The organism is Mesorhizobium sp. WSM1293, assembly GCF_000513875.1.
Taxonomy (GTDB): Bacteria; Pseudomonadota; Alphaproteobacteria; order Rhizobiales; family Rhizobiaceae; genus Mesorhizobium; species Mesorhizobium ciceri.
This window is the reverse complement of the sequence record NZ_AZUV01000001.1, coordinates 222795-246629: the sequence shown is the minus strand read 5'-3', so window position 1 is coordinate 246629 and position 23835 is coordinate 222795. Positions and strand designations below refer to the sequence as shown.

Below are 23835 nucleotides of genomic sequence, written 5' to 3'. Positions count from 1 at the left end.
CTAATGCAGCCGCGGGTTTGCACCCTGGCCCTTGTCGTCGATCACCAGCCCGCGGTGGAAGCGGTCGAGCGTGAAGGGCGCGTTGAGGTCGTGCGGCTGGTCCTTGGCGATGGTCCAGGCGAAGCACCAGCCGGAAGCCGGCGTCGCCTTGAAGCCGCCATAGCACCAGCCGCAGTTGAGATACATGCCCGGCAGGGGGCCGGCGGTGATGATCGGCGAACCGTCCATCGACATATCGCAAACACCGCCCCAGGAGCGCAGCATGCGCACGCGCGCGAGTCCCGGAAACAACGCCAGCATTTCACTCATCACCTCGTCGACGACAGGCAGATTGCCGCGCTGGGCGTAGCTGTTGTAGCCGTCGATGTCGCCGCCATAGATGAGGCCGCCCTTGTCCGACTGCGACATGTAGAAATGGCCCATGCCGAAGGTGACGACCGTGTCGATGAAGGGCTTCAGCGATTCCGTGACGAAGGCCTGCAGCACATGGCTCTCGATCGGCATCGTCTCGATGCCGGCCATCTGCATGACGCGTCCGGTGCTGCCGGCGACCGCCACGGCCACCTTCCTGGCGCGGATGTCGCCGCGCGAAGTGGTGACGCCTGATATGCGGTCGCCGTCGCGCAGGAAGCCGGTGACCTGGCAATTTTCGATGATGTCGACGCCGCGCCTGTCGGCGCCGCGCGCATAGCCCCAAGCCACCGCATCGTGGCGGGCGGTGCCGGCGCGGCGTTGCATCAGGCCGCCGACCACCGGGAAACGCGCGTTGTCGGAGATATCGAGCGCCGGAATCAGGCGTTTGATCTCAGTCTTCGTCATCAGTTCGGCATCGACGCCGAGATGGCGCATGGCGTTGCCGCGCCTTGCATAGTCGTCGAATTGGGCCGGCGTGTGCGCCAGGTTCAGGCAGCCGCGCTGCGAGAACATGACATTGTAGTTGAGCTCGTGCGACAGGTTCTCCCACAGCTTCATCGAGTGTTCGTAGAAGCGGGTGTTGGCAGGCAGCAGATAATTCGAGCGCACGGCCGTGGTGTTGCGGCCGACATTGCCGGAACCGAGCCAGCCCTTTTCCACAACGGCGACATTGGTGATGCCGTGTTCCTTGGCAAGATAATAAGCGGTCGCCAGCCCATGACCGCCGCCACCGATGATGATGACGTCATAGGACGCCTTCGGGTCAGGCTTGCGCCATGCCGGCTTCCAATCCTTGTTTCCCTTGAGCGCGTTCGCGAGCAGCGAAAAGGCCGAGTACTCTGCCATTGATGTCATCCGGTTCGGGCGATGCGGCAGACTATAGAGCAGGCCGCATCCGCAAAGCCAATATTGCGCCATCGCCTTTCGACTGGCCGACGCCCGGATGGGATCACTCGGCGTGAGTGATCGGTTGGGGCCAATGATCGGATGGGCTCGCGATACGACGGCTTGCCCCATGATAGGGCCGTCTTTATCAAGGACAGGCTTTCAAATTGCCTTTGCCGCCGATGAGTCGCCAACAAATCATGCTTTTCCGATTGCTTCGTCTCATCCTGGTACTCACGCTGGTCGTTTCGGCGCCGCTTTCGTTTGAGGCGATGGCGCAAGCGCTCGGCCAGGGCTCGGCCGGTTTGGTCACCGATCAGCAAAAGGTCATCCAGGATCTAACGGCCAAGACGGACGATCTCGAGAAGAAGATACAGCAGGACGGTGAGGACGATGCCTCACTCGTGGAGATCCGTCTGCAGCTGGAGGACCTGTCGCGGGCGGCACTCACCAGTGCGCTGGTATTCCGCTCGCGGCTCACCGAGATCAACAATCGCATCGAGGTGCTGGGTCCTCCACCGGCGGCGGGCCAGCCGCAGGAGCCCGACATCGTGACGGGCGAGCGTCAGGCGCTTGCATCGGAAAAGGCCGAGATCAACGCGGTCGTTGCCAGCGCACAGAACCTGTCGATCCGCATCAGCGGGCTGATCGACAAGATCGGCAATATGCGCAGCGAGCTGTTCCGCAATCTTTTGACCAAGCGCTACGTGCTGTCGGATGCGCTGAGCCCGCAGGTGTTTTCCGACGCCCGCGACGAGTTCGGCAATCTCTACAAGGCGGTGTCGTCCTGGTTGAGCTTTGCCTTCAAGTTCAAGTTCCAGGCGATCCTGGCGGCAACCTTCGTGGCGCTCGGGCTGGCGCTGGTGCTGCTGGTTGGCGGCAGGCGCCTGTTCGGGCGGGTGTTCGAAGCCGACCCCACCAATGAGGACCCATCCTATCTCAGCCGCCTTTCGGTGGCCTTCTGGTCGACCTTGCTGCCGACGCTGGCGGTTGCCGCCTTTCTTGGATCGACGATTTTCTTTTTCAATTATTACAATGTGTTGCGCGGCGACATTGGGCTCTTCCTCAACGCGCTGGCGACCGTCATCGGCGTGGTGTTCTGCGTCAACCGGCTGACCAATGCGGCGCTGGAACCGCGGCTGCCGAACTGGCGCCTGATCCCGGTCGAAACCGGGCCGGCGCGCTGGCTGGTGCGCCTGGCCACCGCCATGGCCGTGGTCATCAGCGTCAACACCTTCCTGTCGGTGATCAACGACAAGATGGGTTCGCCGCTGTCGCTGACCATCGCCCGCAGTTTTGTCGCCACCATCATCGTCGGCATCATCCTGATCCTGATGGCGATGCTGAGGCCGTTCAAGGCGCGCGACGGAAGCTGGCGGCCCTGGCCGGCATGGCTGCGCTACCTGTCGCTGGGCCTTGGCCTATTCACCATCATAGCCGCCTTGCTCGGCTATATCGGCCTTGCGCTGTTCGTTTCGCTGCAGGTCGTCGTCACCGGCACAGCCTTGATCACCGCCTATATCGGCTTCCTGTCGGCGCAGGCGATCGGCGAGGAGGGTGCTTTCGCCAACACCTCCGTCGGGCGCTGGCTGTCGGCCAATTCCAGCTACGAGGATACGGCCCTCGACCAGCTCGGCCTTGTCGTCAGCGTTGCCATCAATGTGATGATCGTGCTGGTGTTCCTGCCGCTGATCCTGCTGATGTGGGGTTTCCAGCCCGGCGATATCCAGGCTTGGGCCTACAAGCTCGCAACCGGGATCAACATCGGCTCGGTGACGATCTCGGTCACCGGCATCCTCTCCGGCATCGTCGTCTTCGTCATAGGCTATTTCCTGACGCGCTGGTTCCAGGGCTGGCTCGACGGCTCGGTCATGGCGCGTGGCAAGGTCGATACCGGCGTGCGCAACTCGATCAGGCTGGCGGTCGGCTATGCCGGCGTCGCGCTGGCGGCACTGGTCGGCATCTCGGCGGCGGGCATCGACCTGTCCAGCTTGGCACTGGTCGCCGGCGCTCTTTCCCTCGGTATCGGCTTTGGCCTGCAGAACGTGGTGTCCAATTTCGTTTCCGGCCTGATCCTTCTGGCCGAGCGGCCGTTCAAGGTGGGCGACTGGATCGTTGCCGGCGACGTCAGCGGCACGGTCAAGAAGATCAGCGTGCGCGCCACCGAGATCGAAACCTTCCAGCGGCAATCGGTGATCCTGCCCAATTCGAACCTGATCAACAACGCCGTCGGCAACTGGACGCACCGCAACAAGCTCGGCCGCGTCGACATCAAGGTCGGCGTCGCCTATGGCAGCGACGTCAAGCAGGTTCATGCCGTCCTGCTGGAGATCGCCCGCAGCCACCCGATGGTGCTGAAGAACCCCGAACCCTTCGTGCTGTTTTCCAATTTCGGCCCCGCCGCCCTGGAATTCGAAATCCGCGTGTTCCTGGCCGACGTGATGAACGGCAACATCGCGCAGAACGACATCCGTTTTGCCGTCCTCGAAAAATTCAGCAGCGAACACATCGAGATCCCCTCGACGCCGCGCGCCGTGGTCGAGGCCCACAAGCCCAAGGCCTGGCCGACGGACGACGACAAGATCGAGGCCGACTTCGCCGAACAGGAGCAGATAAGGGCCGAAGCCGAGGCGGAGAAGAAGCGACTGGTCAAGTCTCGCAAAACCAAGAAGCCGGACCCGGACTAGGCTCGGACTCCGTCGACCTCAATCCTGCCCGGAATCGATTGCGGCATGAATGGGGCATTCAGTTGCGGTTCAGCTTCCATCTCATATAAGCTCCATGCAAAGGCGAAAATGCCTTGCCAAATGCAACAGAGGCGGTGGGAACACCGATATTGCACCATGTGGAAGTCTCTCGTCGCTGCAGTCGCCCTGGTCGCCGCCATCGGCTCGGTCCATGCCGCGAGCGCGGTCAACAAGGACGCCGAGACCCGCACGCTGGTCGTAACGGAGGGCGGCAGCAAGACCGACCTTGCGCTGGCCGGTGGCGAAACGGTTGAGTTCTGCCCGAACGGCTGCTTCGTCACCTTGCCCAATGGCGATCTCGAAGCCCTGACCGGTTCGGAAACCGTCGAGATCTCGGGCGGTGTCGCCCGCATCAAGTAATCTTGGCGTCACGATTGTAGAGGCCGGGCATTTGCCCGGCCTTTTATCGTTTCCGGTAGCGGTTGTTTAACAATGACACCGGAAATACCGCCATGGCAGCCGTCTGCAACCGTGCGTTTTAACGTTCGCTACGCCATCGCCCGCTATACCAGCCTCAAGACGCCGAAAAGCGGCGCGCAACTCTACGCGGGCAGGGCAGGACGGACATGGATGCGCGATCGGACAGGAACGCAATACCGCTTGCGGTCGATCTCGACGGCACGCTGATCGCAACCGACCTGTTGTGGGAAGGGCTGTTCATCCTTCTCAAGAAGAACCCGCTCTATATCTTCCTCGTACCGTTCTGGATCGCCGGCGGGCCGGCGCGGCTGAAGCAGGCGATCGCGCAGCGCATCGACATCGATCCGGCATCGCTGCCCTATCGCGAGGTGCTGCTTTGCCGCCTCCGGACCGAGCACGCCGAGGGCCGCAAGATCGTGCTGGCGACCGGTACGCCGCGCAAGTTCGCCGACGCCATCGCGGCCCATCTCGGCATTTTCGACCAGGTGCTGGCCACCGATGGTCTCGCCAACCTCACCTCGGGCAGGAAGCGCGCCTCGCTGATCGCAGCCTATGGCGATGGCGGTTTCGACTACGCCGGCAACAGCCGCCATGACCTCCAGGTCTTCGATGCCGCACGCAACGCGATCGTCGTCGCGCCCGACCGCCATGCCGCGCGCTGGCAGGCGGCACATGGCGCCGAGACGGTGCCGGCGCCGAAGCCGACTTTGCGGACCATCGTCAAGATGCTGCGCGTGCATCAGTGGCTGAAGAATTCGCTGATCGCAGTGCCGATGGTGCTCTCGCATGAATATTTCAACACCGACATGATCTGGGAATGCCTGCTGGCATTCGTCTCGTTCAGCGCGGTGGCATCGGCCATCTACATCCTCAATGATTTCTTCGACCTCGCGCTCGACCGCAAACACCTCACCAAGCGCAACAGGCCGTTCGCCAGCGGCGCGCTGTCGATCCCGTTCGGACTTGGGGCGATCGCGGTGCTTCTGGCGATCGGCATCGGCACCGGGCTGTTCCTGTCGCCCGAATTCATGGCTGTGCTCGGCGGCTACATGGTCGTCACCACCGCCTATTCGCTGTCGTTCAAACGCATGCTGCTGGTCGATGTGCTGACGCTCGCCGGCCTCTACACGATCCGCGTCCTGGCCGGTGCGGCGGCGACCGGCGTCGACGTCTCGTTTTGGCTGCTGGCCTTCTCCATCTTCTTCTTCCTGTCGCTGGCGCTGGTGAAGCGCTTCGTCGAACTGCGCACCACCGCCATTCCGCCCGGCGAGCGCATTGCCGGTCGCGGCTATCGCACCGAAGACCAGGAGATCGTCGCCCAGGCCGGCATGGCCTCGGCCTTCTCCTCGGCGCTGGTGCTGGCGCTCTACATGGACAGTGTCGCGGTGCGGGAACTCTATCCGCATCCATGGCTGATCTGGCCGCTGGCGCCGATCGTGCTCTATCTTACCATGCGCGTCTGGATCCTGGCGCGCCGCAACGAGATGCATGACGATCCGGTCGTCTTCATCATCCGCGACTGGCGCAGCCAGATCGTGGTGCTGATCGGTGCGGTGATGCTGGTCATCGGGGGCTGGTAGGCATGGCCGCCGGACGTTTCCCAAGCTTTGGCCTTGCCACGCCGCCGGCGCCGCGCGCCATCGGTGCCGACGAGGCGATCGCGCTGCTGAAGGGCGGTCAGGCCAAGCCGGCGTCGCTGCTTGCCTATGGCAATGGCCGCTCCTACGGCGATTCCTGCCAGAACGGGGCCGGAGCGGTCGTCGATATGCGATCGCTGAACCGGATCCACGCCTTCAACGCCGAAACCGGTGTTCTCAAGGCGGATGCCGGCGTGCTGTTGTCCGACATCATCGCCCACGCTGCCCCCTACGGCTTCTTCCCCGCCGTTGTGCCAGGCACGCAATTCGTCACGCTCGGCGGGGCTATCGCCAATGACGTGCATGGCAAGAACCATCACCGGCGCGGCACCTTCGGCTGCCATGTCGAGAGCTTCACGCTGCTCAGGTCCGATGGAAGGACCCATCGCTGCTCGGCGACAGACAATGCGCGGCTGTTTGCGGCGACGATCGGCGGCATGGGGCTGACCGGCCTCATTCTGTCGGCCTCGATCCGGCTGATGCGGGTGCATTCCCTCGACATCGTCGAAAGGGCGACGCCGTTTCGTGACCTCTGCGAATTCTTCGACCTGGCCGCGGCGGCCGATCAGGCCAACGAATATGCGGTCGCCTGGATCGACCAGCTTGCCGGCGGTCGCAACAGCGGTCGCGGCCTGCTGCTCACTGGCAATCACGCCGAGCACGGCTCGCATGCCGCTTCGCGCGCCGGCGGCAATTTCTCGGTGCCGGTCCAGCCGCCGTTCAACGTGCTCAACCGGCCGTTCCTGACCGCCTTCAACGCTGCCTACAGGTGGAGGAAGAGCCGGGCAACGGTGCCGCGCCAGGCCGGCTACCAGGGCTTCTTCTTCCCGCTCGACGGCGTGCGCGATTGGAACCGGCTTTATGGGCCGAAAGGGCTGTTCCAGCACCAGAGCGTGGTGCCGGAACAGACGGCGCGCGAGGCCGTGCCGGCATTGCTGGCGGCTGCAAGGCAAGCCGGGCAGGGCTCGTTCCTCACGGTGCTGAAACGCTTCGGCTCCATCCGCTCGCCGGCGCTGCTGTCGTTTCCGCGTCCCGGCTACACGCTGACACTGGATTTCCCCAACAGGGGCGCCGCGACGCTGACATTGCTGCGGGAGCTCGACCGCATCACGGTCGAGGCCGGCGGCGCGGTCAATCCGTACAAGGACGCCCGCATGGGGGCCGAAATCTTCGCTTCGTCCTTTCCCGAATGGCAGCGGCTGGAAGCGCTCCGCGACCACGCCTTCATGTCCGACTTCTGGGCGCGCACCGCGAAGAGATTGGATACGCGGCGAGGCTCGGTCGAGGCTGCCGAATAGATAAAATCCGAATAATTATTGGTTAACAGATGGTTAATAGCGCGATTCACTCAAAACAATGTTGGGACTTCACCAAATGTTTGCGGGTTTGTAGTAGGAAGCGTGAAGGGGTGGCTTGGAACTCATGAAATACATCGTCTTCATTCTCTTTACAGTCATGACCAATGCCGCGGCGCAGCTGATGCTGAAGCAAGGCATGATGTCGCTCGGACCGATCTCGTTCGAGGGCGTCAATCCGCTCGTCAAGCTGCTGCAGATCGTCTTCAGCCCCTGGGTGTTCCTTGGCCTGTGTACCTTCGTCATCTCGATGGCCTCGCACCTCTATGTGCTGTCCAAGGTCGAGCTCTCCTTCGCTTATCCGTTCCTCAGCCTCGCCTATGTTGCCGTCGCCATCTTCGCTTATTTCGTCTTCCGCGAGGACCTTAATGGCTGGCGGATCGCCGGCATCGCCTTCATCTGCGTCGGCACGGTGCTGATCGCGCAAAGTGGCCGGGATTTGGGTGGGCAAGGGCATGAGGACCAGGCCGCTTCCATCACGCCCGACAAGATCCAAGCAAACGAGATCGTTCGATGAGACATATGATTTTCGGCGGTGACGGTTTCGTCGGCCGCCATCTTGCCCCGAAGCTTGTGGCCGATGGTGAAGAGGTTGTCGTCGCCGACATCGTCAAGAGCGACCTGCCGCATTACCGCAGCGTCCGCTTTATCCAATGCGACGTCACCGATCCGGCCTCGGTCGCCGCGATTGGGCTGAAGGCCGACGACATGGTCTACAATTTGTCGGCCAAGATGCTGTCGCCGATCCAGGTGCGCGCCAAGCGGCATGACTTCTTCTTCCCTGTAAATTTCCATGGCACCGAGCACATCATGCAGGCCATGGACGGAGCCGGTGCGTCAAAACTCGTCCACTACACGACCGACATGATCTACGGCCACACGGTCACGCAGCCTATGACCGAGGAGCACCCGGTGGCGCCGCTGGGCGAATATGGCTGGTCGAAGCAGAAGACCGAGGAGCTGGCGGCCGAGTGGCGCAAGCGCGGCATGTCGATCTCGCTGTTTCGCCCGCGTCTGATCATCGGTCCCGGCCGGCTCGGCATTCTCGAAAAACTGTTCAAGCTGATCGACTGGAATTTTCCGGTGCCGATGATCGGTTCGGGCAGGAACCCTTATCAGTTCATCTCGGTGTTCGACTGCGCCGAAGCCGCCCGCGCGGCCTGGAAGGCCGGCGTGCCAAACGAGGCCTATAATCTGGGTTCGCTCAATCCACCGCCGGTCAAGAAGCTGCTCGGCGATCTGATCAGGCATGCCGGCTCGAAATCGATCCTGATCCCGACACCGGGCTGGGCAGTCAAGCGCACGCTGGACCTGCTCGACCTGATGAACATGCCGATCATGGACCCAGAACAGTATCTGATCGCCGACGAGGAATGCGTGCTCGACGTGTCCAAGGCCGGGCGTCAGCTCGGCTGGGCGCCGCAATATCGCGACGAGGACATGCTGATCGCCGCCTATAGCGAGTACCGCGCCAAGAAAGCCGGTCTCGCGGTCGCCACCACACATGTGCCCGCCGAATAGCGGCTCGCAAAACAGTTTTCGTTGCGCACGATTGCGGTCGTGCGTGCAGACAGGAGATTGAAATGACCGTCATGGCCAAGCCCGAACAGACGAATGCGCGCACCATGGTCAGTGCGCCGGCGCTGTCGCCCGCCACCATCGCCAAGCCCAACCTGATCAGCGTCGAGCAGGCCAAGGCGATGGACGTCGCGGCTATGACCGACCTGTTCAAGGCGCATCTCAACCCCGGCCAGCTGCATTTCATGAAGCTGCTCGGCTTCCACAAGATCAAGATCGAGCGCGCCGAAGGCATGTTCTACATCGACCAGAACGGCCGCAAGATCCTCGACTTCTTCGGCGGCTTCGGTTCGCTGGCCTTTGGCCACAACCATCCGCGCATCCTGGAAGCACGCAAGAAATTCCAGGAGGAGAAGCGCCAGGAAATCGCTATCGCCTTCATGTCGCAATATGCGGCGGCACTTGCGCACAACATCGCCAAATGCTCGCCCGGCGATCTCGACATGGTGTTTCTGGGTTCGTCCGGCTCGGAAGCGATGGAAGCGGCGGTTAAGCTCGCCGAGCGCGCCGCCGGTCCGAAGCGACCGAAGGTCGTCTATGCCGAGAATTCCTTCCACGGCAAGACCAAGGGCGTGCTCGGCATCACCGACGGCCAGCTCTACCGCGCCGACTTCAAGGTGGCCGAAAACACGGTCCGCATCCCGTTTGCCGACATCGAGGCGGTCGAGCGCCTGTTCCGTTCCAACCCGGAGGTCGGCGTCATCGTGCTGGAAACCATCCAGGGCGGCGGCGGCATCATCCAGGCGCCTGCCGAATACTGGCAGAAGCTGCGCGCGTTGTGCGACCAGTATGGCGTGCTGTGGGTCGCTGACGAAGTGCAGTGCGGCTACGGCCGTTCGGGCCGCTTCTACGCCTTCGAACATTACGGCGTCGTTCCCGATGTTACGGCGCTGGCCAAGTCTCTCGGCGCCGGCAAGGCGGCGGTCGGCGCGATGATTGCGCGGCGCGAGGTCTACATGAAGGCCTATGGCACGCCGAAAACGGCGATGATCCATGCCATGGCGACCTTCGGCGGAATGGGCGAGGCCTGCGTCACCTCGATCGAAGGGCTCAACGTGCTCTACGACGAGGGCCTGATCGACAATGCCGCCGTCACCGGCGACTATTTGCTGCAGCGCCTGCAGGCGCTCAGGGAAAAGTACCCCAAGATCATCAAGGATGTGCGCGGCAAGGGGTATATGGTCGGCCTGGAGTTCCACGACTTCTCGCAGACCTTGCCGATGGTGCTGCGGCCGATCGTCAGCGTGCTCGACGACAAGCTGAAGGGCTCGCTGTCGGGCTTCGTCGGCGCGCTGCTGCTGCGCGACTACGACGTGCTGGTCGCCTTCACCGAGTACAACCGCAACGTCATCCGGCTGGAGCCGCCGTTGATCTGCCAGCGCGAGCATGTCGACCGCTTCGTCGATGCCTTCGACAGCCTGCTGTCGCGCGGCATCGCGTCGATCGTGAAGGATTTCGTCAAAAGCCAGGTTCGTTAAGCGAGTTCGCTGGGTACAACGATGCTGACCAAGTCGCCCGCTCCACAAAACCCACTCGACCGGCTCACCGGAGCCGGCCTAGCGTGGGGCGAGGGGACTTATGCGCGGCTGGCGGCACCGATCGGCGCTGCGGCCTTCGCGCTCTACATCCTTTTTACAGCGTTCACGGCATGGGTGATGCCCGACGCCAATTGGGACATGCTGCCCTATCTCGCTATATCGGAGGAGGGCACCTATCCCGATGCACAAGCCCTGCACGACTATGCCTACAACACAGTCAAATCGGGCGTTTCGGCAAGCGATTATAAGGCGCTGACCGATGATGGCGGCGGCTTCCGCAGCCACATGACAGAAAATGCCGCCGATTTCCATTCGCTGCTCGGCATGTACAGGATCAAGTTCCTCTACGCCGAGGTCCTGTCGACGATGAGCGCGGTGATGTCGCCGGTCGAGGCGATGCGCCTGGTCTCAGTGGTCTCGGTTCTGCTGTTCGGCGCGATCGCCCTGATGTGGCTGCGCTCCGAGGGGGCACTGGCCTTGGCGCCTGTGGTCGGCGCGGTGCTGATCATGGCCGATTTCGGCGATGCGGCGCGTGCTTCCACGCCGGATCTGCTCACGTCAGCGCTGCTGCTCGGCGGGCTCTATGCCTATGTCCGCGGGCGCGAGAAGGCGACCGCGATCCTGCTCTTCCTCGCCTTCATGGTGCGCCCGGACAATATTGTTTTCCTTGCTGTTTTTGCCGTGCTGCTGGTCGCCTTTCGGCAGAAATCGTGGGGCGCGCTGGCCGGCTTTGCCGCTTCCTTCGTTGCCTATTTTGCCATCTCGCACTGGGCGCATCATCCCGGCTGGTGGCCGCATCTGTGGTTCTCCAGCATAGAGCAGCATTACAATATGGACGGCTTCGAGCCGCCATTCTCCATCGTTGCCTATCTCAGGGCATTTGCCACCTCGCTGCTGCGTGCCGTCAGCCTGAACAGCTGGGTCGGGGTGTCGGTGCTGGCACTGGCCGGCTGGTTTGCCGCCGCCCGCGCCGGCTTCCGCCTCGACCGCCGCGCCGGCATCCTGTTTGCGGCACTGGTGCTCGGCGCGCTGGCGAAGTTCACCGTCTTCCCGATCCACGACACGCGCATCTATTTCCCGCATCTGATCCCGCCATTCCTGCTGCTGGCGACGCCGCTCATGGCGTTGTGGGCGGCCGCGGCTCGCGGTGAGAATCGCGCTGCCATGCAAATCATTCCTGGAGACAAGTCATGAGTTCGCTATCCAGCCTGGCGCGCGTTGCCCTGTCGCTCGGTCTTCCCAGTGGCGTTCTCGACCGCGGACCATCGCTGCGCGGCACGAAGTTCCTGGCCAAGGCGGCGCTGAAGGCGCGGTTTGGTGGGGCAGGGCGGCCGTTCCAGATGGTCAATGTCGGCGCCTGCGACGGCGCGCTGTTCGATGACGTCACGCCGTGGCTGCACCGCATAGCTGGCGCACGCGCGATGCTGGTCGAGCCGATCCCGTACAATCAGAAACGGCTGCGCGCCAATTATCCCGATACCGGCCGGTTCATCATCGAGCCGGTGGCGGTGACAAAGGCCAAGGGGACGATCACCGTCCACACCTTCGATGCAGCCGCGCTCGAGTCCGGCACGCTGCCCATCGAATTCATCGGCTGTTCGTCGGTCACCGACACCAATCTGATGTCGGGCAAGAATGCCTGGGGCGAGGCCGACGCCAACTTCAACAAGTTCGCCCCGCACCTCAGGGATATCGAGGTGCCATCCGAGACCTTGCAGACGCTGCTCGACCGCAACGGCATCATCCATATCGATGCCTTCCTCATCGATTGCGAGGGCGCCGACTGGATCGTCTTCGAACAGCTCGACCTCAAGCGCTACCGCCCCGGCATGATCAAGGTCGAGGTTGGCGCGCTGCCGGCCGCCGAGATCGGCCAGGTCGTGGTCAAGCTGAAGACATCAGGCTATCAGGTCGGCTTCCAGGCCGAAGACATCTGGGCCTTCGCCTGAGTTAGCCCACCGAAAAGCGAACCGCCCCAGGCGCCCGATGTGAAGCATTCTGCCGTCTGGTCGCTCGGCTTTTTGCCAATGTCGCAAACAGGCTTCAATCGCCCTGCCGCTCCGCCCTATAGTCCGCCCGCTTTATCACTTTGGAGTCGCGGGCAATGGCAGAGTTTCCGAAAAAGGCGAGGGTCGTCATCGTCGGCCTGGGCGGTATTGTCGGCGCATCGATCGCCCATCACCTGATCGAACGCGGCTGGGATGACATTGTCGGCATCGACAAATCAAGTATCCCGACCGATATCGGCTCGACGGCGCACGCCTCCGACTTCTGCTACACCACCAGCCACGATTTCCTGTCGTGCTGGACGACGCTCTACTCCATCGATTTCTACGAGAAGATGGGTCATTACGCGCGTATCGGCGGCCTCGAGGTCGCGCGTGTCGGCGACGACAGCCGAATGGAAGAAATCAAGCGCAAGATCGCCTCCGCCAAGGCGTTTGGCACGCGCGCCCGCCTGATCGAGCCGGCCGAGATCAAGGAAAAATTTCCGCTCATCGAAGAAGCGATTGTCCAAGGTGGTCTTTGGGATCCCGATGCCGGTCTGGTCATCCCGCGTTCGCAGACGGTCGCCGGCAAGCTGGTCGACCAGGCGGAAGCGTCGGGCAAGCTCAAATCCTTCGCCAACACATCGGCCCGGTCGCTGGTCGTCAAGGACGGCCGCATATCAGGCGTGGTGACGGACCGCGGCACCATCGAGGCCGACTATGTCGTCGTCTGCGCCGGGATTTGGGGCCGGCTGATAGCGGAAATGGTCGGCGAAGACCTGCCGGTCATGCCGATCGACCATCCGCTGACCTTCTTCGGCCCCTACAACGAGTTCGCCGGCACCGGCAAGGAGATCGGCTGGCCGCTGCTGCGCGACCAGGGCAACTCGGCCTATATGCGCGACACCGGTGATCCCAAGACCGCCGAGGGCGGGCAGATCGAATGGGGTTATTACGAAGAGACCAATCCGCGCCTTTGCCACCCGCGCGACCTGCTGGAGAAGGACCAGGCGCGGCTTTCGCCGTCGCAACGCGATCTCGACATGGAACAGATCCTGGCGCCGCTCGAACGCGCCATGGAACTGACGCCGATCCTCGGCGAACTCGGCTATAATGAGAGCCATTCGTTCAATGGACTTCTCCAGGTAACCGCGGATGGCGGCCCGTCGATGGGCGAAAGCCAGAAGGTGCGGGGTCTGTGGTATGCCGTTGCCATCTGGGTCAAGGATGGTCCCGGCATGGGCAAGCTGATCGCCGACTGGATGACCGACGGCCGCACCGCAATCGATCACCATGCCATCGACTATGCACGGTTCTATCCGCACCAGACCAAGGAGCAGTTCATCTGGGACCGCTGCACCGAGACGGCGATGAAGGTCTACAATCCGGCGGTACATCCGCGCGAGCCGTTCTCCAAGGCCCGCAATATCCGGCGCTCGCCGTTCTGGGAGCGCGAGAAGGAACTCGGCGGTTATTTCATGGAACTCGGCGGCTGGGAGCGCGCCCACGGCTATGCCGCCAACGAGCATCTCCTGGAGAAATACGGCAACCGGGTGCCGGTGCGTGAGAACGAATGGGACAACCGCCATTTCTGGCGCGTCTCCAATGCCGAACATCTCGCCATGAGCGAGGATTGCGGCATCGTCAACCTGTCGCATTTCGCCATGTACGACATCGAAGGTCCAGACCATGTCGCGCTGCTGGAATGGCTGTGCGCAGCCAAGATTGGCGGCGACAACAACATCGGCAAGGGCATCTACACCCACTTCCTCGACGAGGAAGGCATGGTGCGGGCCGACTTTACCGTCATTCGCATGGCCGACCGCTGTCGTTTGATCGACGGCGCGGACGCTGGCCCGCGCGACTTCCAGTACATGCGACGCACGGCACAGGACAAAGGTTTCGACGTCACCATCACCGACGTGACCGAGAACTATGTGACCATCGGCATCTGGGGGCCGAACGCCCGGGCGACCTTGCAGAAGGTGGTCGAAAACCCGGACGGGCTCTCTGTTGAGAACTTCCCATTCGCGGCGATCAAGCCGGTCCGGATCGGCGGCAAGGACGTCACCGCTTTCCGCATCTCCTATGTCGGCGAGCAGGGCTGGGAACTGCATATGCGCTACGAGGACGGTCTCGCTGTGTGGGACGCGCTGCGCTCGACCGGCGTGATGCCTTTCGGCGTCGAGACCTATGCCAACACGCGCCGCATGGAAAAGAGCCTGCGCCTGCAGAACGCCGACCTTCTGACCGAGTACAATCTGCTCGAAGCGGATCTCGCTCGTCCAAAGGTCAAGGAGAACGATTTCTGCGGCAAGGCGAAGCACGTCGAATACCGCGCCCGCGAGCACCAACCGGCCATGCTGTGCACGCTGGTGATGACCGAGAATGTCGATTCCAAAGGCGTTGCCCGCTATCCCGTCGGCACCATGCCGGTGATGGATCCGAAGACCGGCGAGACGCTGGTCGACGAACTCGGCCGGCGGTCCTTCACCACCTCGATGGCCTATGGTCCGACCATCGGCAAGAATATCGGTCTTGCCTATCTGCCGTGGGCGTACGCCCAGGAAGGCCGCAAGCTCACGATCGAGTATTTCGGTGAGACATATCCGGTCGAAGTGGCGGCTGTCGGCTACAAGCCGCTCTACGATCCGGAGAATTTGAAGCCGCGCAGCTGATTGCTAGCCGGCGCAAAGGGCATGAAGGCAAAAGCCTGGCCATCGGCCGGGCTTTTCTCTTTTTAAGCCGACGGTTTTCGCTTACCTTCGCGGCATGTCTGCTTTTGCCTGCGCAAGACATTTCCTTTCAGGCTGCGCCGCGTTCGCACTGACGCTCTGGTTGACGCCCGCGGCCCAAGCTGACGAGCCCGTCGATGTCGAGCTGGTGCTGGCCGTCGATGTCTCGCTGTCGATGTCTCCGGACGAACTCGAGATCCAGCGTCACGGCTACGCCGCGGCACTGACGCACGACAATGTGCTGCAGGCCATTGCCGATGGCGCTTATGGCAAGATCGCCGTCACCTATGTCGAATGGGCCGGCACCAACTGGCAGCGCGTCATCGTGCCGTGGACGGTGATCGCCAGCCGCACCGACGCCGAGCGGGTGATTGCGCAACTATCCGCTCAGCCGCCCAACAGCGCGCGGCGCACCTCGATCTCCGGAGCGCTGGAGTTCGGCAATGACCTGTTCGCCGAAAGCGGCTACCAGGGCACGAAGCGGGTCATCGACATTTCGGGCGATGGCCCCAACAATCAAGGCGCGCCGGTCAACCTGACCCGCGACGATCTGATCAAGCAGGGCATCGTCATCAACGGCCTGCCGCTGATGACGCGAGGCGGTTTTTCCGGCGCCTACGACGTCAGCAATCTCGATCGCTACTACAGCGACTGCGTCATCGGCGGACCCGGAGCCTTCATGATTCCGGTCAACGACTGGACGCAGTTTCCCGAAGCCATCCGTCGCAAGCTGGTGCTGGAACTCGCCGGCCCGGCCTCGCCGCAATGGGCGGCAGAAGAAGCCACGCATCCGCCGATGGTATTGGCGCCGGACAAGCCCGCCACCGACTGCCTGGTCGGCGAGAAAATGTGGCGCAACCGCAGCTGGATGTTTGACAGCCGCTAGGCGACCGAAGCATTGGCAAATTGGCCGGACCGCGCTATCCAGTCGGAGGGGCCGCGGCAAAAACCGAGGAAACATCAGATGAAACGTCTATCCATCCTGACTGCTGTCGCGTCCGTGCTTTTTGCCGACGCCGCCAGCGCCCAATACAATGATGAGCCCGCCTGCATGATGTTCGAGCACGCGAATTTTCGCGGTCGGTCCATCGGTATGGGCCCCGACGATTCCGTGAACTTTCGCGGCGGCCAGTTCTGGAACGACCGTGTGTCGTCGGTGATCGTGCGCCGGGGTTGCACACTCATTGCCTATGAGGACTCCCGGATGGGTGGCCGCTCGATCGAGATCCGGCGCCGGATCCGCGATTTCGGCGGCAGCGACTGGAATGACCGTATATCGTCGGCGGAGTGCACCTGCGACGATTATTGAGGCCATTTTGGATTAGCCACGATGGATTTCTGGTGGTGGTAGCCATTGGCCGACAGCAGAGCAGGGCCTGCCGGTTGCCTCACCAAGCTGTTCATTGACAAGCCGATTGGCGTCTGTGAGACAATTCCCCAGCAAAAACAAAAGGGGAACCGACATGAACAGGATCGCCGTTCTTGCCGCAACTCTGACACTTGCCGCCGGCCTGTCCGCACCGGCGATGGCTGCCACCTCGGTCACTATCGGCATCAGCGGCTGGACAGGCTTCGCGCCGCTGACGCTTGCGAAGCAGGCGGGCATCTTCGAGAAACACGGACTCGACGTGACCTTGAAAAAGGTGCCGCAAGCGAGCCGGCCGCTCGCCATCGCCAGCGGCGACCTGCAATGCGCGGCCACCACGGTGGAGACCTGGCTGGTGTGGAACGCCAGCGGCGTCACCACCAAGCAGATCTTCCAGCTCGACAAATCCTACGGCGCCGACGGCATCGTCGCCCGCAACAACATCAAGACCGTCGCCGATCTCAAGGGCAAGAACGTCGCGTCATCGGCGCCGGGCACGTCGCCCTATTTCATGCTCGCCTGGGTGCTGAACAAGAACGGCATGTCGACGAAGGACGTCACCGTCGTCAATCTGGAGCCTGATGCGGCGGCGCAAGCTTTCCTCGCCGGGCAGAACGACGCCGCCGTCACCTACGAGCCGTTCATCTCGGCGGTGCGCGACAAGTCGGACCAGGGCCATATCCTGGCGACGACGCTCGACTACCCGATGGTGCTCGACACGGTGGGCTGCACACCCGAATTCCTGAAAACCAATCCGGATGCCGCCAAGGCGCTGGCCGACAGCTATTTTGATGCACTCGACCTGATCAAGAGCGATCCGCAGAAATCCTACGAGACCATGGGTGCCGACGTGAAACAGTCGGCCAAGGAATTCGAGGATTCGGCGAAATACCTGAAATGGGCCGACCGGGCGGAGAACAAACAGTTCTTCACCAAGGAATTCCAGGACTTTTCCAAGACCGCTGGCGAACTGCTGCTGCAGATGGGACTGATCAAGGAAGCGCCCGACGTCACCACGTTGGCTGACACCAGCGCGGTTTCGAACTGATCGTTCGGCCTTTGACCATCAAGCGGCGGCGCCTGGCGCTGCCGCCTTCTCTTGGACAAAGCGCGATTTGAGCATGGGGACCATTTGAAAATGGCGACGATTTGACGATGCGCCCCTTGCATCCAGTCTCGCCGGGCATCCGAACCGTGCTCGGCATTTCCTTCTTCGTGCTTTTCGTGGCCTTCTGGGCTTGGATCACGCTAGGCGGCCACGTCAACCGCATCTTCCTCGCCGATCCGCTGTCGATGCTGCGGGATGGCTGGCGGCTTTTGGTCGAAGACCGTTTCTGGCTCGACGTTCTGATCACCATCTGGCGCGTCTTCGGCGGTTTCCTGCTTGCCTCGGTCGTCGCGGTGCCGCTTGGCATCGCGATGGGCGCCTGGAAGCCGGTGGAGGCGTTTCTGGAGCCTTTTGTCTCCTTCGCCCGCTACTTGCCTGCGTCGGCATTCATCCCACTGCTCATCTTGTGGGCCGGCATCGGCGAACTGGAAAAACTGCTGGTCATCTTCGTCGGCTCGGTGTTCCAGATCGTCCTCATCATCGCGGTCAAAGTTGGCGGCACACGACGCGATCTGGTCGAGGCCGCCTACACGCTGGGTTCCACCAACAGCGGCATCGTCAACCGGGTGATCATGCCGGCCAATGCGCCGGAGATCGCCGAGACGCTGCGGCTGGTGCTCGGCTGGGCCTGGACCTATGTCATCGTCGCGGAACTGATCGGCTCGTCATCCGGCATCGGCTACATGATCATCAACAGTCAGTCGCGGCTGGCGACGGGTCAGATCATCTTCGGCATCATCGTCATCGGACTGATCGGGCTGTTGTCCGACTTCGCCTTCAAGGCCTTCAACCGCTGGCTCTTTCCGTGGAGCCTGGCGTGAACAAGCTTCTCATCGAGGGCGTTTCGCGCACCTTTGCCGGCGTGCGCGGCGGTCAGCCGGTCAAGGCGCTGATGCCGATCGACCTGGCGGTCGCCGCCAACGACTTCATCACTATTCTGGGGCCGTCCGGCTGCGGGAAGTCGACACTGCTCAGGATTGTCGCGGGCCTGGAAGCATCGAGCGAGGGCCGTGTGCTGCTCGACGGCAAGGCGGTGACCCGGCCGGGGCCGGATCGCGGCATGGTCTTTCAGTCCTACACGCTGTTTCCCTGGCTGACTGTGGCGCAGAACATCGCTTTCGGCTTGCGCGAACGCGGAATGCCCGAAAAGGAGCGGGACGGGGTCGTCGCTTCCTACGTCAATCTCGTCGGCCTGAAAGGGTTCGAGAACCATTGGCCGAAGCAGCTCTCCGGCGGCATGCAGCAGCGCACGGCGATCGCCCGGGCGCTGGCTAACGATCCGGAGATCCTGTTGCTGGATGAGCCGTTCGGCGCGCTCGACAACCAGACGCGCGGTCTGATGCAGGAACTGCTGCTCGGCATCTGGGAACGGCGCCAAAAGACGGTGCTGTTCGTCACCCATGACATCGAGGAGGCGATCTTCATGGCCTCGCGCGTCATCGTGATGACGGCGCGGCCCGGCCGCATCAAGTCGGATGTCGCCATCGACCTGCCGCATCCGCGCCATTACACGCTGAAGACCAGCCCGGAATTCTCGGCGCTGAAAGCGCGGCTGACCGAGGATATTCGGGTCGAGGCGATGCGCACGGCGCAGGCGTAGTCAGACCGACACAGCCTGATCATCTGGAAAGATACTTGGCTCGCTCAACAGACGCTTGAGGCGAGGAAGATCACGTTTCGGGGCGTCCAGAGCCGCCTTGAACGCTAGCCATTTTTCGACATCGAGAGGAAAGATGCGCCGGTCGGCCAGCCTTTCGGGTCGAGTCGTTCTCGTACTCACGTGACACCTCTGCTCAGGCGGCCAGCAGTTGCTTGCGGTCGACGCGCTCCTGCTGCGGCGAGCGGGCGTAGAGTTCGCGGTAGCATTTGGAGAAATGCGAGGCCGAGACGAAGCCGCAGGCGACCGCCACCTCGACCACTGGCATCGAGGACTGGATCAGCAGGTGCCGAGCGCGGTCGAGCCGGATTTCGAGATAATAGCGGGCGGGGGAGCGGCCCATCTCGGTGCGGAACAGCCGCTCGATCTGGCGGCGCGACAGGTCGACATGATCGGCGATCTCGATCAGTGACAGCGGCTCCGACAGATTGCCCTCCATCAGTTCGATGATGGTCAGCACTTTCGAGTTCTGGACGCCGAGGCGGGCGCGCAGCGGCAGGCGCTGGCGGTCGGTGGGGCTGCGCACGCGGTCGGTCAGCACCTGCTCGCAGACGCGGTTGACGAGGTTCTCGTCAAAATCGTCGCCGATCAGCTTCAGCATCATGTCGAGTGCGGCAGTGCCACCGGCGCAGGTGTAGATGTTCTGGTCGATCTCGAAGAGGTCGGCAAAGACATTGGCCTTCGGGAACGCCTCGGAAAAGCCCGGCAGGTTCTCCCAGTGGATGGCACAGCGCTTGTTGGACAACAGGCCGGCGGCGGCGAGGATATGCGCGCCGGTGCACAGGCCGCCAACGGCGACGCCGCGATTGTATTCCTCGCGTAGCCAGGCGAAGGCGGACTTGTTTTGGTAGCGCTCGACATTGATGCCGCTGCAGACGATGGCCATGTTCGGCCGATCGGGGCCTGCCATCTTCTTGCGTTCATCCTCGAGCGACGTGTTAACCGCGCATTCGACTCCGTTCGAGGCGCGCACCGGCTTGCCGTCGATGCTGGCGAGGCGCCAGCGATAGGCCTCGTAGCCGAGCATGCGATTGGCCGAGCGCAGCGGGTCGAGCGCGGTCGCAAAGGCGATCATGGTGAAATCGGGAATAAGGAAGAATACAAACGACCGCTTGATCGGATGCTTTACGGCGTTCAAGGGAACCTCACACAGCCATGGCGCGAACAGGATGTCGCGAATAGCATAGCGACATCAGGAAAAACCATGTCTGTCAATCGGCTACGCCGCTACGACAAGATTAAATTTGCGACATGGGTCGCAAATGGGCAATCGGCGTGCAGCGGGGCCCGGAAGTGGCACGAACTGTTCAAGGGACAGGCAGCGTACAGCCTGTGCGCAGAACAAAAACGCCGCTCTGGCTGGAGGCAGGCGGCGTTGCAGTTTTAAAGCAGCGGCAGGGATGCGCTGCCTGGAAAATCTTCAGGCGACGAAGCCGAGGCGCGCCGCATTCATGGCGCCAGTCTGGCCGGGCATGGTGTTGGCGAGACGCTGACGCTCGAGAGCGGTGGTCAGGTTCATTTCGCGGCGGGCAAAGAGGCGGGCAAAAAGCTTCATAATCATCTCCATTCGGTTGCTCAGACGGGTCGCCTTCGCTTGATGGAGTGGGGCAGCTCGTTTGCTGGCGCTGATATAGGCTTGCGTAAGCAGAAACTAAATCGCAAAAGCGAACCGCTTGATATGAAATGCGACATCGATTGCGACAGATTTGGGCAAGGTGCTCAAAATTTACGATCATTTACAAGATATTAAGTGAAAACAGGAGCTGCTATGCGGCTTTCTCATATGCGTCATGCGTTGGTGACATGGCTCCAAAACTCATTTGTATACAAATAAAATAAAGAAGGCCTGCCGGGCGGTTCGCGCGGCAGGCCTTCAGCACATAGTACACACGATCTACTTTGCTCCAGCCCAGGATCCGATGCCATTGCGAGTACCGGTCTTGGTGTCGGAAGCCTCAGGCCAGCCGATATCCTTCTGCAGTTCGATCGGCAAGGAACGGATGGCGCGCTCGGTCTGGTAGCGGGCGCGTGCCGCGCTGAATTCGGTCGCGATGCGACCAAGAGACGACAGGATAGACATTTCTTTCTCCTTTGGTGGCTGGCGGGTGCCAGACAGCGCGTTGGTTACGGCGGGTTTGTTTCAACTTCATTTCGTGTCGAATGCAGGTCTGTGTCGGGGTCGTTTCATGGCTGCTTGTGGCAGCTGCCTCATTCGATGGAGTTGACTATCCTCCCAATCTGATGTTCAATCAAACGAAATGGAATGATGTTTTGTATCAGAAAAATTGAAGGTCGGTTGCCATGAACGCCCCGCTCAATCATCCGCTGCCACTGCTCGATCTCGACGTTTTGCGCACTTTCGTGGCGATTGCCGAGACCGGCAGCTTCACCACCGCCGCCAATGCCGTCTTTCGCACGCCGTCGGCCGTCTCCATGCAGATCAAGAAGCTGGAGGACATTCTCGGCCGCTCCGTGTTCGCGCGCGACGCCCGCTCGGTGTCGCTGACCACGGACGGCGAGATGCTGCTCGGCTATGCCCGCCGGCTGCTGTCGATCAACCGCGAGGTGGTGTCGAAGTTCATCATTCCCGAGATTGTCGGTGTCGTGCGGCTTGGTTCGCCGGACGATTACGGCGAGCGCGTGCTGCCGCATGTGCTGAAGCGTTTCGCGCAGTCGCATCCGTCGATCGCCGTCGACGTCACCATCGACCAGAGTAGCAATCTGCGCCGGCGCATGGACGACCGGGCGCTCGACATCACGCTGCTGACCAATTCCTACAAGACCAGCGCGCTCGGCGCCGAGGTGCTGCTGACCGAGCCGATCGTCTGGGCTGGCGCCAAGGGCGGCTGCGCGCATCTGCGCGAGCCGCTGCCGGTGTCGCTTTGGGAAGAGGGCTGCGCCTGGCGCGCCGGAGCGCTCGATGCGCTTGGCCGCGAGGGCCGCAACTACCGCATCGCCTATATGAGCGCGCACACGGCCGGCCAGCGCGCCGCGATCATGTCCGATCTCGCCGTGGCGCCGCTGCCGAAGTCGTTTCTCGGCAATGACATGGTCGAACTCTGCCCGAAGGACGGCATGCCCGACATCGGCACCTACAATCTGGCGATGGTGGTGGCGCCGGACGCCAGCGCGCCGGTCAAGGCCGTCGCCGACCACATCCGCGCGACCTTCGAAGTGTTCCGGGAAACCGGCAAGTTCTGACCGGCTGGTAAGGACGATATATAGAGCTACTCCGCCGCTTCGGCGGGGCGCTGTTCAGGCCTTACTCTCGTGTCTTGCACGATCCGGTTCTCCCCGAGAAATTCTACGATGCGCTCGCGGGCGCGCCGGGCCTCCGGCATGTCGATCAGCGGCCAGACGTGGAACATGCCTTCCTCATAGACAAGATCGATTTCAACGCCGGCGGCGCGGGCTTTTTCCGCGAAGATCAGATTGTCGGGCGTCAAAAGATCGCGCGAGCCAGTCAAAAGCAGTGTTCTTGGCAGCACTGACAGGTCTCCATAGACCGGGCTGATATGCCAGTCGCTGGGATCGATGCCGGCACTGTACAGACGAATCGCCTCTCGTCCGCCAGCTATGCCCAGCCAAGGGTCGTTGCGTTCCGCCTCGAACACTGCGGGATTGGTGAGCGACACGTCGAGACCCGGCGAAATGAGCACATGTCGTGACGGCAGGGACAGTCCTTCTTCGGCGGCCATCATGGTCAGCACCACAGCCATGTTGCCGCCGGCGGAATCGCCCATGAAGACGATGTCCTCGGCCTCCGTCTCGGCGAGCATCTGCCGGTAAACATCGCCAACCATTCCGAACATGGCGTGGAAATCATGTTCGGGGGCGATTGGATAGATCGGCACCGTGATTGCGTAGCCCAACCGATCCGCCATGTCGGCAATCAGGTGCCAATGATAGGGCGTGATTTCAAAGACATAGGCGCCGCCGTGCAAGTAGAGAATCCGCTTCTGTTCGCCGGACTTGGGTGGGATTTCGTATACGGGGAAGCCACCGACCGTATGCATCTCGATATCGAGACGCTGGTGCAGCGAGGCGGGCGGCCGGTGGTTCTCGGTCTTGCGCGCGGCCGCGATCCAGCGCTGCAGATTTTCCGGACTGGCAAATGCCTGCTTACGGCTGTGCCGCAAGACAAAAGACACGACATGGCTTTTCAAACTTGGCATGCGGATACACGAACTTCGGCCAAAGCCGACTAAGAGAACCCCCTAAATCGAAAGATTGTGCCGTGGCTGAAAATGTCAAGATTTGCGCCCGCGTCTACACGGCGGTTTGATCCGCGCCGCAGTGGTCAGCGACGCGGTAAAAGTGCGGCTCGCAGCCGGTTGCTGGTGGTCGCCGGGGACATGCGAGGTCCCCGGCGCATGCCGAGCAATTTGCATTTGTCGGCGAAGGTCA

The 23835-nt window shown here is 62.2% G+C and carries 22 protein-coding genes; 16 read left to right on the top strand and 6 right to left on the bottom strand.

Annotation, left to right across the window (positions count from 1 at the left end):
* A complete protein-coding gene (locus M729_RS0101270; RefSeq protein WP_027160521.1) occupies positions 1 to 1260 on the bottom strand; it encodes a sarcosine oxidase subunit beta in 1260 nt (419 codons plus the stop codon).
* 239 nt (positions 1261 to 1499) lie between these two features.
* Here M729_RS0101270 and M729_RS0101265 point away from each other — a divergent pair, with 239 nt between their 5' ends.
* From M729_RS0101265 to M729_RS0101195, 15 genes are all read left to right on the top strand, one after another.
* The gene (locus M729_RS0101265) at positions 1500 to 3986 is read left to right on the top strand and encodes a mechanosensitive ion channel family protein (RefSeq protein WP_027160520.1); all 2487 of its coding nucleotides are present in this window, start codon (positions 1500 to 1502) and stop codon (positions 3984 to 3986) included.
* A gap of 156 nt (positions 3987 to 4142) precedes the next feature.
* Positions 4143 to 4406: a hypothetical protein gene (locus M729_RS0101260; protein ID WP_023812335.1), complete on the top strand. Its 264-nt coding sequence runs from the start codon at positions 4143 to 4145 to the stop codon at positions 4404 to 4406.
* A 206-nt stretch (positions 4407 to 4612) separates the two neighbouring features.
* Entirely contained in the window at positions 4613 to 6046 is a 1434-nt protein-coding gene (locus M729_RS0101255; protein ID WP_013531146.1) for a UbiA family prenyltransferase, read from the top strand.
* Between the two features lie 2 nt (positions 6047 to 6048).
* A complete protein-coding gene (locus M729_RS0101250) occupies positions 6049 to 7401 on the top strand; it encodes an FAD-binding oxidoreductase (protein WP_027160519.1) in 1353 nt (450 codons plus the stop codon).
* A 124-nt stretch (positions 7402 to 7525) separates the two neighbouring features.
* Positions 7526 to 7975, top strand: a complete 450-nt coding sequence (locus tag M729_RS0101245; protein ID WP_024501326.1) for an EamA family transporter — start codon at positions 7526 to 7528, stop codon at positions 7973 to 7975.
* A complete protein-coding gene (locus M729_RS0101240; protein ID WP_027160518.1) occupies positions 7972 to 8979 on the top strand; it encodes an NAD(P)-dependent oxidoreductase in 1008 nt (335 codons plus the stop codon). Before M729_RS0101245 ends, M729_RS0101240 begins: the two co-directional genes overlap by 4 nt.
* A gap of 104 nt (positions 8980 to 9083) precedes the next feature.
* Positions 9084 to 10514 (top strand): aspartate aminotransferase family protein, encoded by a 1431-nt coding sequence (locus tag M729_RS0101235; protein ID WP_198032081.1) that lies wholly within the window; start codon positions 9084 to 9086, stop codon positions 10512 to 10514.
* Positions 10515 to 10535: 21 nt separating this feature from the next.
* Positions 10536 to 11768 (top strand): glycosyltransferase 87 family protein, encoded by a 1233-nt coding sequence (locus M729_RS0101230; RefSeq protein ID WP_027160516.1) that lies wholly within the window; start codon positions 10536 to 10538, stop codon positions 11766 to 11768.
* Complete coding sequence (locus M729_RS0101225) at positions 11765 to 12523, top strand: FkbM family methyltransferase (RefSeq protein WP_027160515.1); 759 nt, start codon at positions 11765 to 11767, stop codon at positions 12521 to 12523. The genes M729_RS0101230 and M729_RS0101225 overlap by 4 nt, the downstream gene beginning before the upstream one ends.
* A 155-nt stretch (positions 12524 to 12678) precedes the next feature.
* Complete coding sequence (locus M729_RS0101220; protein WP_027160514.1) at positions 12679 to 15240, top strand: FAD-dependent oxidoreductase; 2562 nt, start codon at positions 12679 to 12681, stop codon at positions 15238 to 15240.
* A 94-nt stretch (positions 15241 to 15334) separates the two neighbouring features.
* Positions 15335 to 16183, top strand: coding sequence for a DUF1194 domain-containing protein (locus tag M729_RS0101215; RefSeq protein ID WP_027160513.1), 849 nt, complete (start codon positions 15335 to 15337; stop codon positions 16181 to 16183).
* Between the two features lie 78 nt (positions 16184 to 16261).
* On the top strand, positions 16262 to 16606 hold the full coding sequence (locus tag M729_RS0101210) for a peptidase inhibitor family I36 protein (RefSeq protein ID WP_027160512.1): 345 nt from the start codon (positions 16262 to 16264) through the stop codon (positions 16604 to 16606).
* Between the two features lie 154 nt (positions 16607 to 16760).
* Positions 16761 to 17711, top strand: coding sequence for an ABC transporter substrate-binding protein (locus tag M729_RS0101205; RefSeq protein ID WP_027160511.1), 951 nt, complete (start codon positions 16761 to 16763; stop codon positions 17709 to 17711).
* A gap of 107 nt (positions 17712 to 17818) precedes the next feature.
* On the top strand, positions 17819 to 18592 hold the full coding sequence (locus M729_RS0101200; RefSeq protein ID WP_013531157.1) for an ABC transporter permease: 774 nt from the start codon (positions 17819 to 17821) through the stop codon (positions 18590 to 18592).
* Complete coding sequence (locus M729_RS0101195; protein WP_013531158.1) at positions 18589 to 19371, top strand: ABC transporter ATP-binding protein; 783 nt, start codon at positions 18589 to 18591, stop codon at positions 19369 to 19371. The genes M729_RS0101200 and M729_RS0101195 overlap by 4 nt, the downstream gene beginning before the upstream one ends.
* Here the strand turns inward: M729_RS0101195 and M729_RS1000000138240 are convergent, their stop codons facing one another.
* The 4 genes from M729_RS1000000138240 to M729_RS0101175 all read right to left on the bottom strand — a co-directional run bounded on the left by M729_RS1000000138240 (position 19372) and on the right by M729_RS0101175 (position 21508).
* Positions 19372 to 19551 (bottom strand): DUF1778 domain-containing protein, encoded by a 180-nt coding sequence (locus tag M729_RS1000000138240; protein ID WP_245267527.1) that lies wholly within the window; start codon positions 19549 to 19551, stop codon positions 19372 to 19374.
* 13 nt (positions 19552 to 19564) lie between these two features.
* The gene (locus M729_RS0101190; protein ID WP_348625597.1) at positions 19565 to 20503 is read right to left on the bottom strand and encodes a GlxA family transcriptional regulator; all 939 of its coding nucleotides are present in this window, start codon (positions 20501 to 20503) and stop codon (positions 19565 to 19567) included.
* Between the two features lie 345 nt (positions 20504 to 20848).
* Complete coding sequence (locus tag M729_RS1000000139635) at positions 20849 to 20983, bottom strand: hypothetical protein (RefSeq protein ID WP_013531161.1); 135 nt, start codon at positions 20981 to 20983, stop codon at positions 20849 to 20851.
* Positions 20984 to 21322: 339 nt separating this feature from the next.
* Positions 21323 to 21508 (bottom strand): hypothetical protein, encoded by a 186-nt coding sequence (locus tag M729_RS0101175; RefSeq protein ID WP_013531162.1) that lies wholly within the window; start codon positions 21506 to 21508, stop codon positions 21323 to 21325.
* Positions 21509 to 21729: 221 nt separating this feature from the next.
* Here M729_RS0101175 and M729_RS0101170 point away from each other — a divergent pair, with 221 nt between their 5' ends.
* Positions 21730 to 22629: a LysR substrate-binding domain-containing protein gene (locus M729_RS0101170; RefSeq protein WP_013531163.1), complete on the top strand. Its 900-nt coding sequence runs from the start codon at positions 21730 to 21732 to the stop codon at positions 22627 to 22629.
* 26 nt (positions 22630 to 22655) lie between these two features.
* On the opposite strand, the gene M729_RS0101165 is transcribed toward M729_RS0101170, so the two are convergent.
* Entirely contained in the window at positions 22656 to 23603 is a 948-nt protein-coding gene (locus M729_RS0101165) for an alpha/beta hydrolase (protein WP_027160509.1), read from the bottom strand.
* Positions 23604 to 23835: the final 232 nt, after the last annotated feature.

What these genes read in the sequence shown, in the direction of transcription:
- M729_RS0101240 (WP_027160518.1), top strand. Translation starts at nt 7,972, where the DNA reads ATGAGACATATGATTTTCGGCGGTGACGGTTTCGTCGGCCGCCATCTT.
- M729_RS0101270 (WP_027160521.1), bottom strand. Translation starts at nt 1,260, where the DNA reads ATGGCAGAGTACTCGGCCTTTTCGCTGCTCGCGAACGCGCTCAAGGGA.
- M729_RS0101255 (WP_013531146.1), top strand. Translation starts at nt 4,613, where the DNA reads ATGGATGCGCGATCGGACAGGAACGCAATACCGCTTGCGGTCGATCTC.
- M729_RS0101205 (WP_027160511.1), top strand. Translation starts at nt 16,761, where the DNA reads ATGAACAGGATCGCCGTTCTTGCCGCAACTCTGACACTTGCCGCCGGC.
- M729_RS0101225 (WP_027160515.1), top strand. Translation starts at nt 11,765, where the DNA reads ATGAGTTCGCTATCCAGCCTGGCGCGCGTTGCCCTGTCGCTCGGTCTT.
- M729_RS0101190 (WP_348625597.1), bottom strand. Translation starts at nt 20,503, where the DNA reads ATGATCGCCTTTGCGACCGCGCTCGACCCGCTGCGCTCGGCCAATCGC.
- M729_RS0101175 (WP_013531162.1), bottom strand. Translation starts at nt 21,508, where the DNA reads ATGTCTATCCTGTCGTCTCTTGGTCGCATCGCGACCGAATTCAGCGCG.
- M729_RS0101245 (WP_024501326.1), top strand. Translation starts at nt 7,526, where the DNA reads ATGAAATACATCGTCTTCATTCTCTTTACAGTCATGACCAATGCCGCG.
- M729_RS0101210 (WP_027160512.1), top strand. Translation starts at nt 16,262, where the DNA reads ATGAAACGTCTATCCATCCTGACTGCTGTCGCGTCCGTGCTTTTTGCC.
- M729_RS0101250 (WP_027160519.1), top strand. Translation starts at nt 6,049, where the DNA reads ATGGCCGCCGGACGTTTCCCAAGCTTTGGCCTTGCCACGCCGCCGGCG.
- M729_RS0101200 (WP_013531157.1), top strand. Translation starts at nt 17,819, where the DNA reads ATGCGCCCCTTGCATCCAGTCTCGCCGGGCATCCGAACCGTGCTCGGC.
- M729_RS0101170 (WP_013531163.1), top strand. Translation starts at nt 21,730, where the DNA reads ATGAACGCCCCGCTCAATCATCCGCTGCCACTGCTCGATCTCGACGTT.
- M729_RS0101165 (WP_027160509.1), bottom strand. Translation starts at nt 23,603, where the DNA reads ATGCCAAGTTTGAAAAGCCATGTCGTGTCTTTTGTCTTGCGGCACAGC.
- M729_RS0101215 (WP_027160513.1), top strand. Translation starts at nt 15,335, where the DNA reads ATGTCTGCTTTTGCCTGCGCAAGACATTTCCTTTCAGGCTGCGCCGCG.
- M729_RS0101265 (WP_027160520.1), top strand. Translation starts at nt 1,500, where the DNA reads ATGCTTTTCCGATTGCTTCGTCTCATCCTGGTACTCACGCTGGTCGTT.
- M729_RS1000000139635 (WP_013531161.1), bottom strand. Translation starts at nt 20,983, where the DNA reads ATGAAGCTTTTTGCCCGCCTCTTTGCCCGCCGCGAAATGAACCTGACC.
- M729_RS0101260 (WP_023812335.1), top strand. Translation starts at nt 4,143, where the DNA reads ATGTGGAAGTCTCTCGTCGCTGCAGTCGCCCTGGTCGCCGCCATCGGC.
- M729_RS0101235 (WP_198032081.1), top strand. Translation starts at nt 9,084, where the DNA reads ATGGTCAGTGCGCCGGCGCTGTCGCCCGCCACCATCGCCAAGCCCAAC.
- M729_RS0101230 (WP_027160516.1), top strand. Translation starts at nt 10,536, where the DNA reads ATGCTGACCAAGTCGCCCGCTCCACAAAACCCACTCGACCGGCTCACC.
- M729_RS0101220 (WP_027160514.1), top strand. Translation starts at nt 12,679, where the DNA reads ATGGCAGAGTTTCCGAAAAAGGCGAGGGTCGTCATCGTCGGCCTGGGC.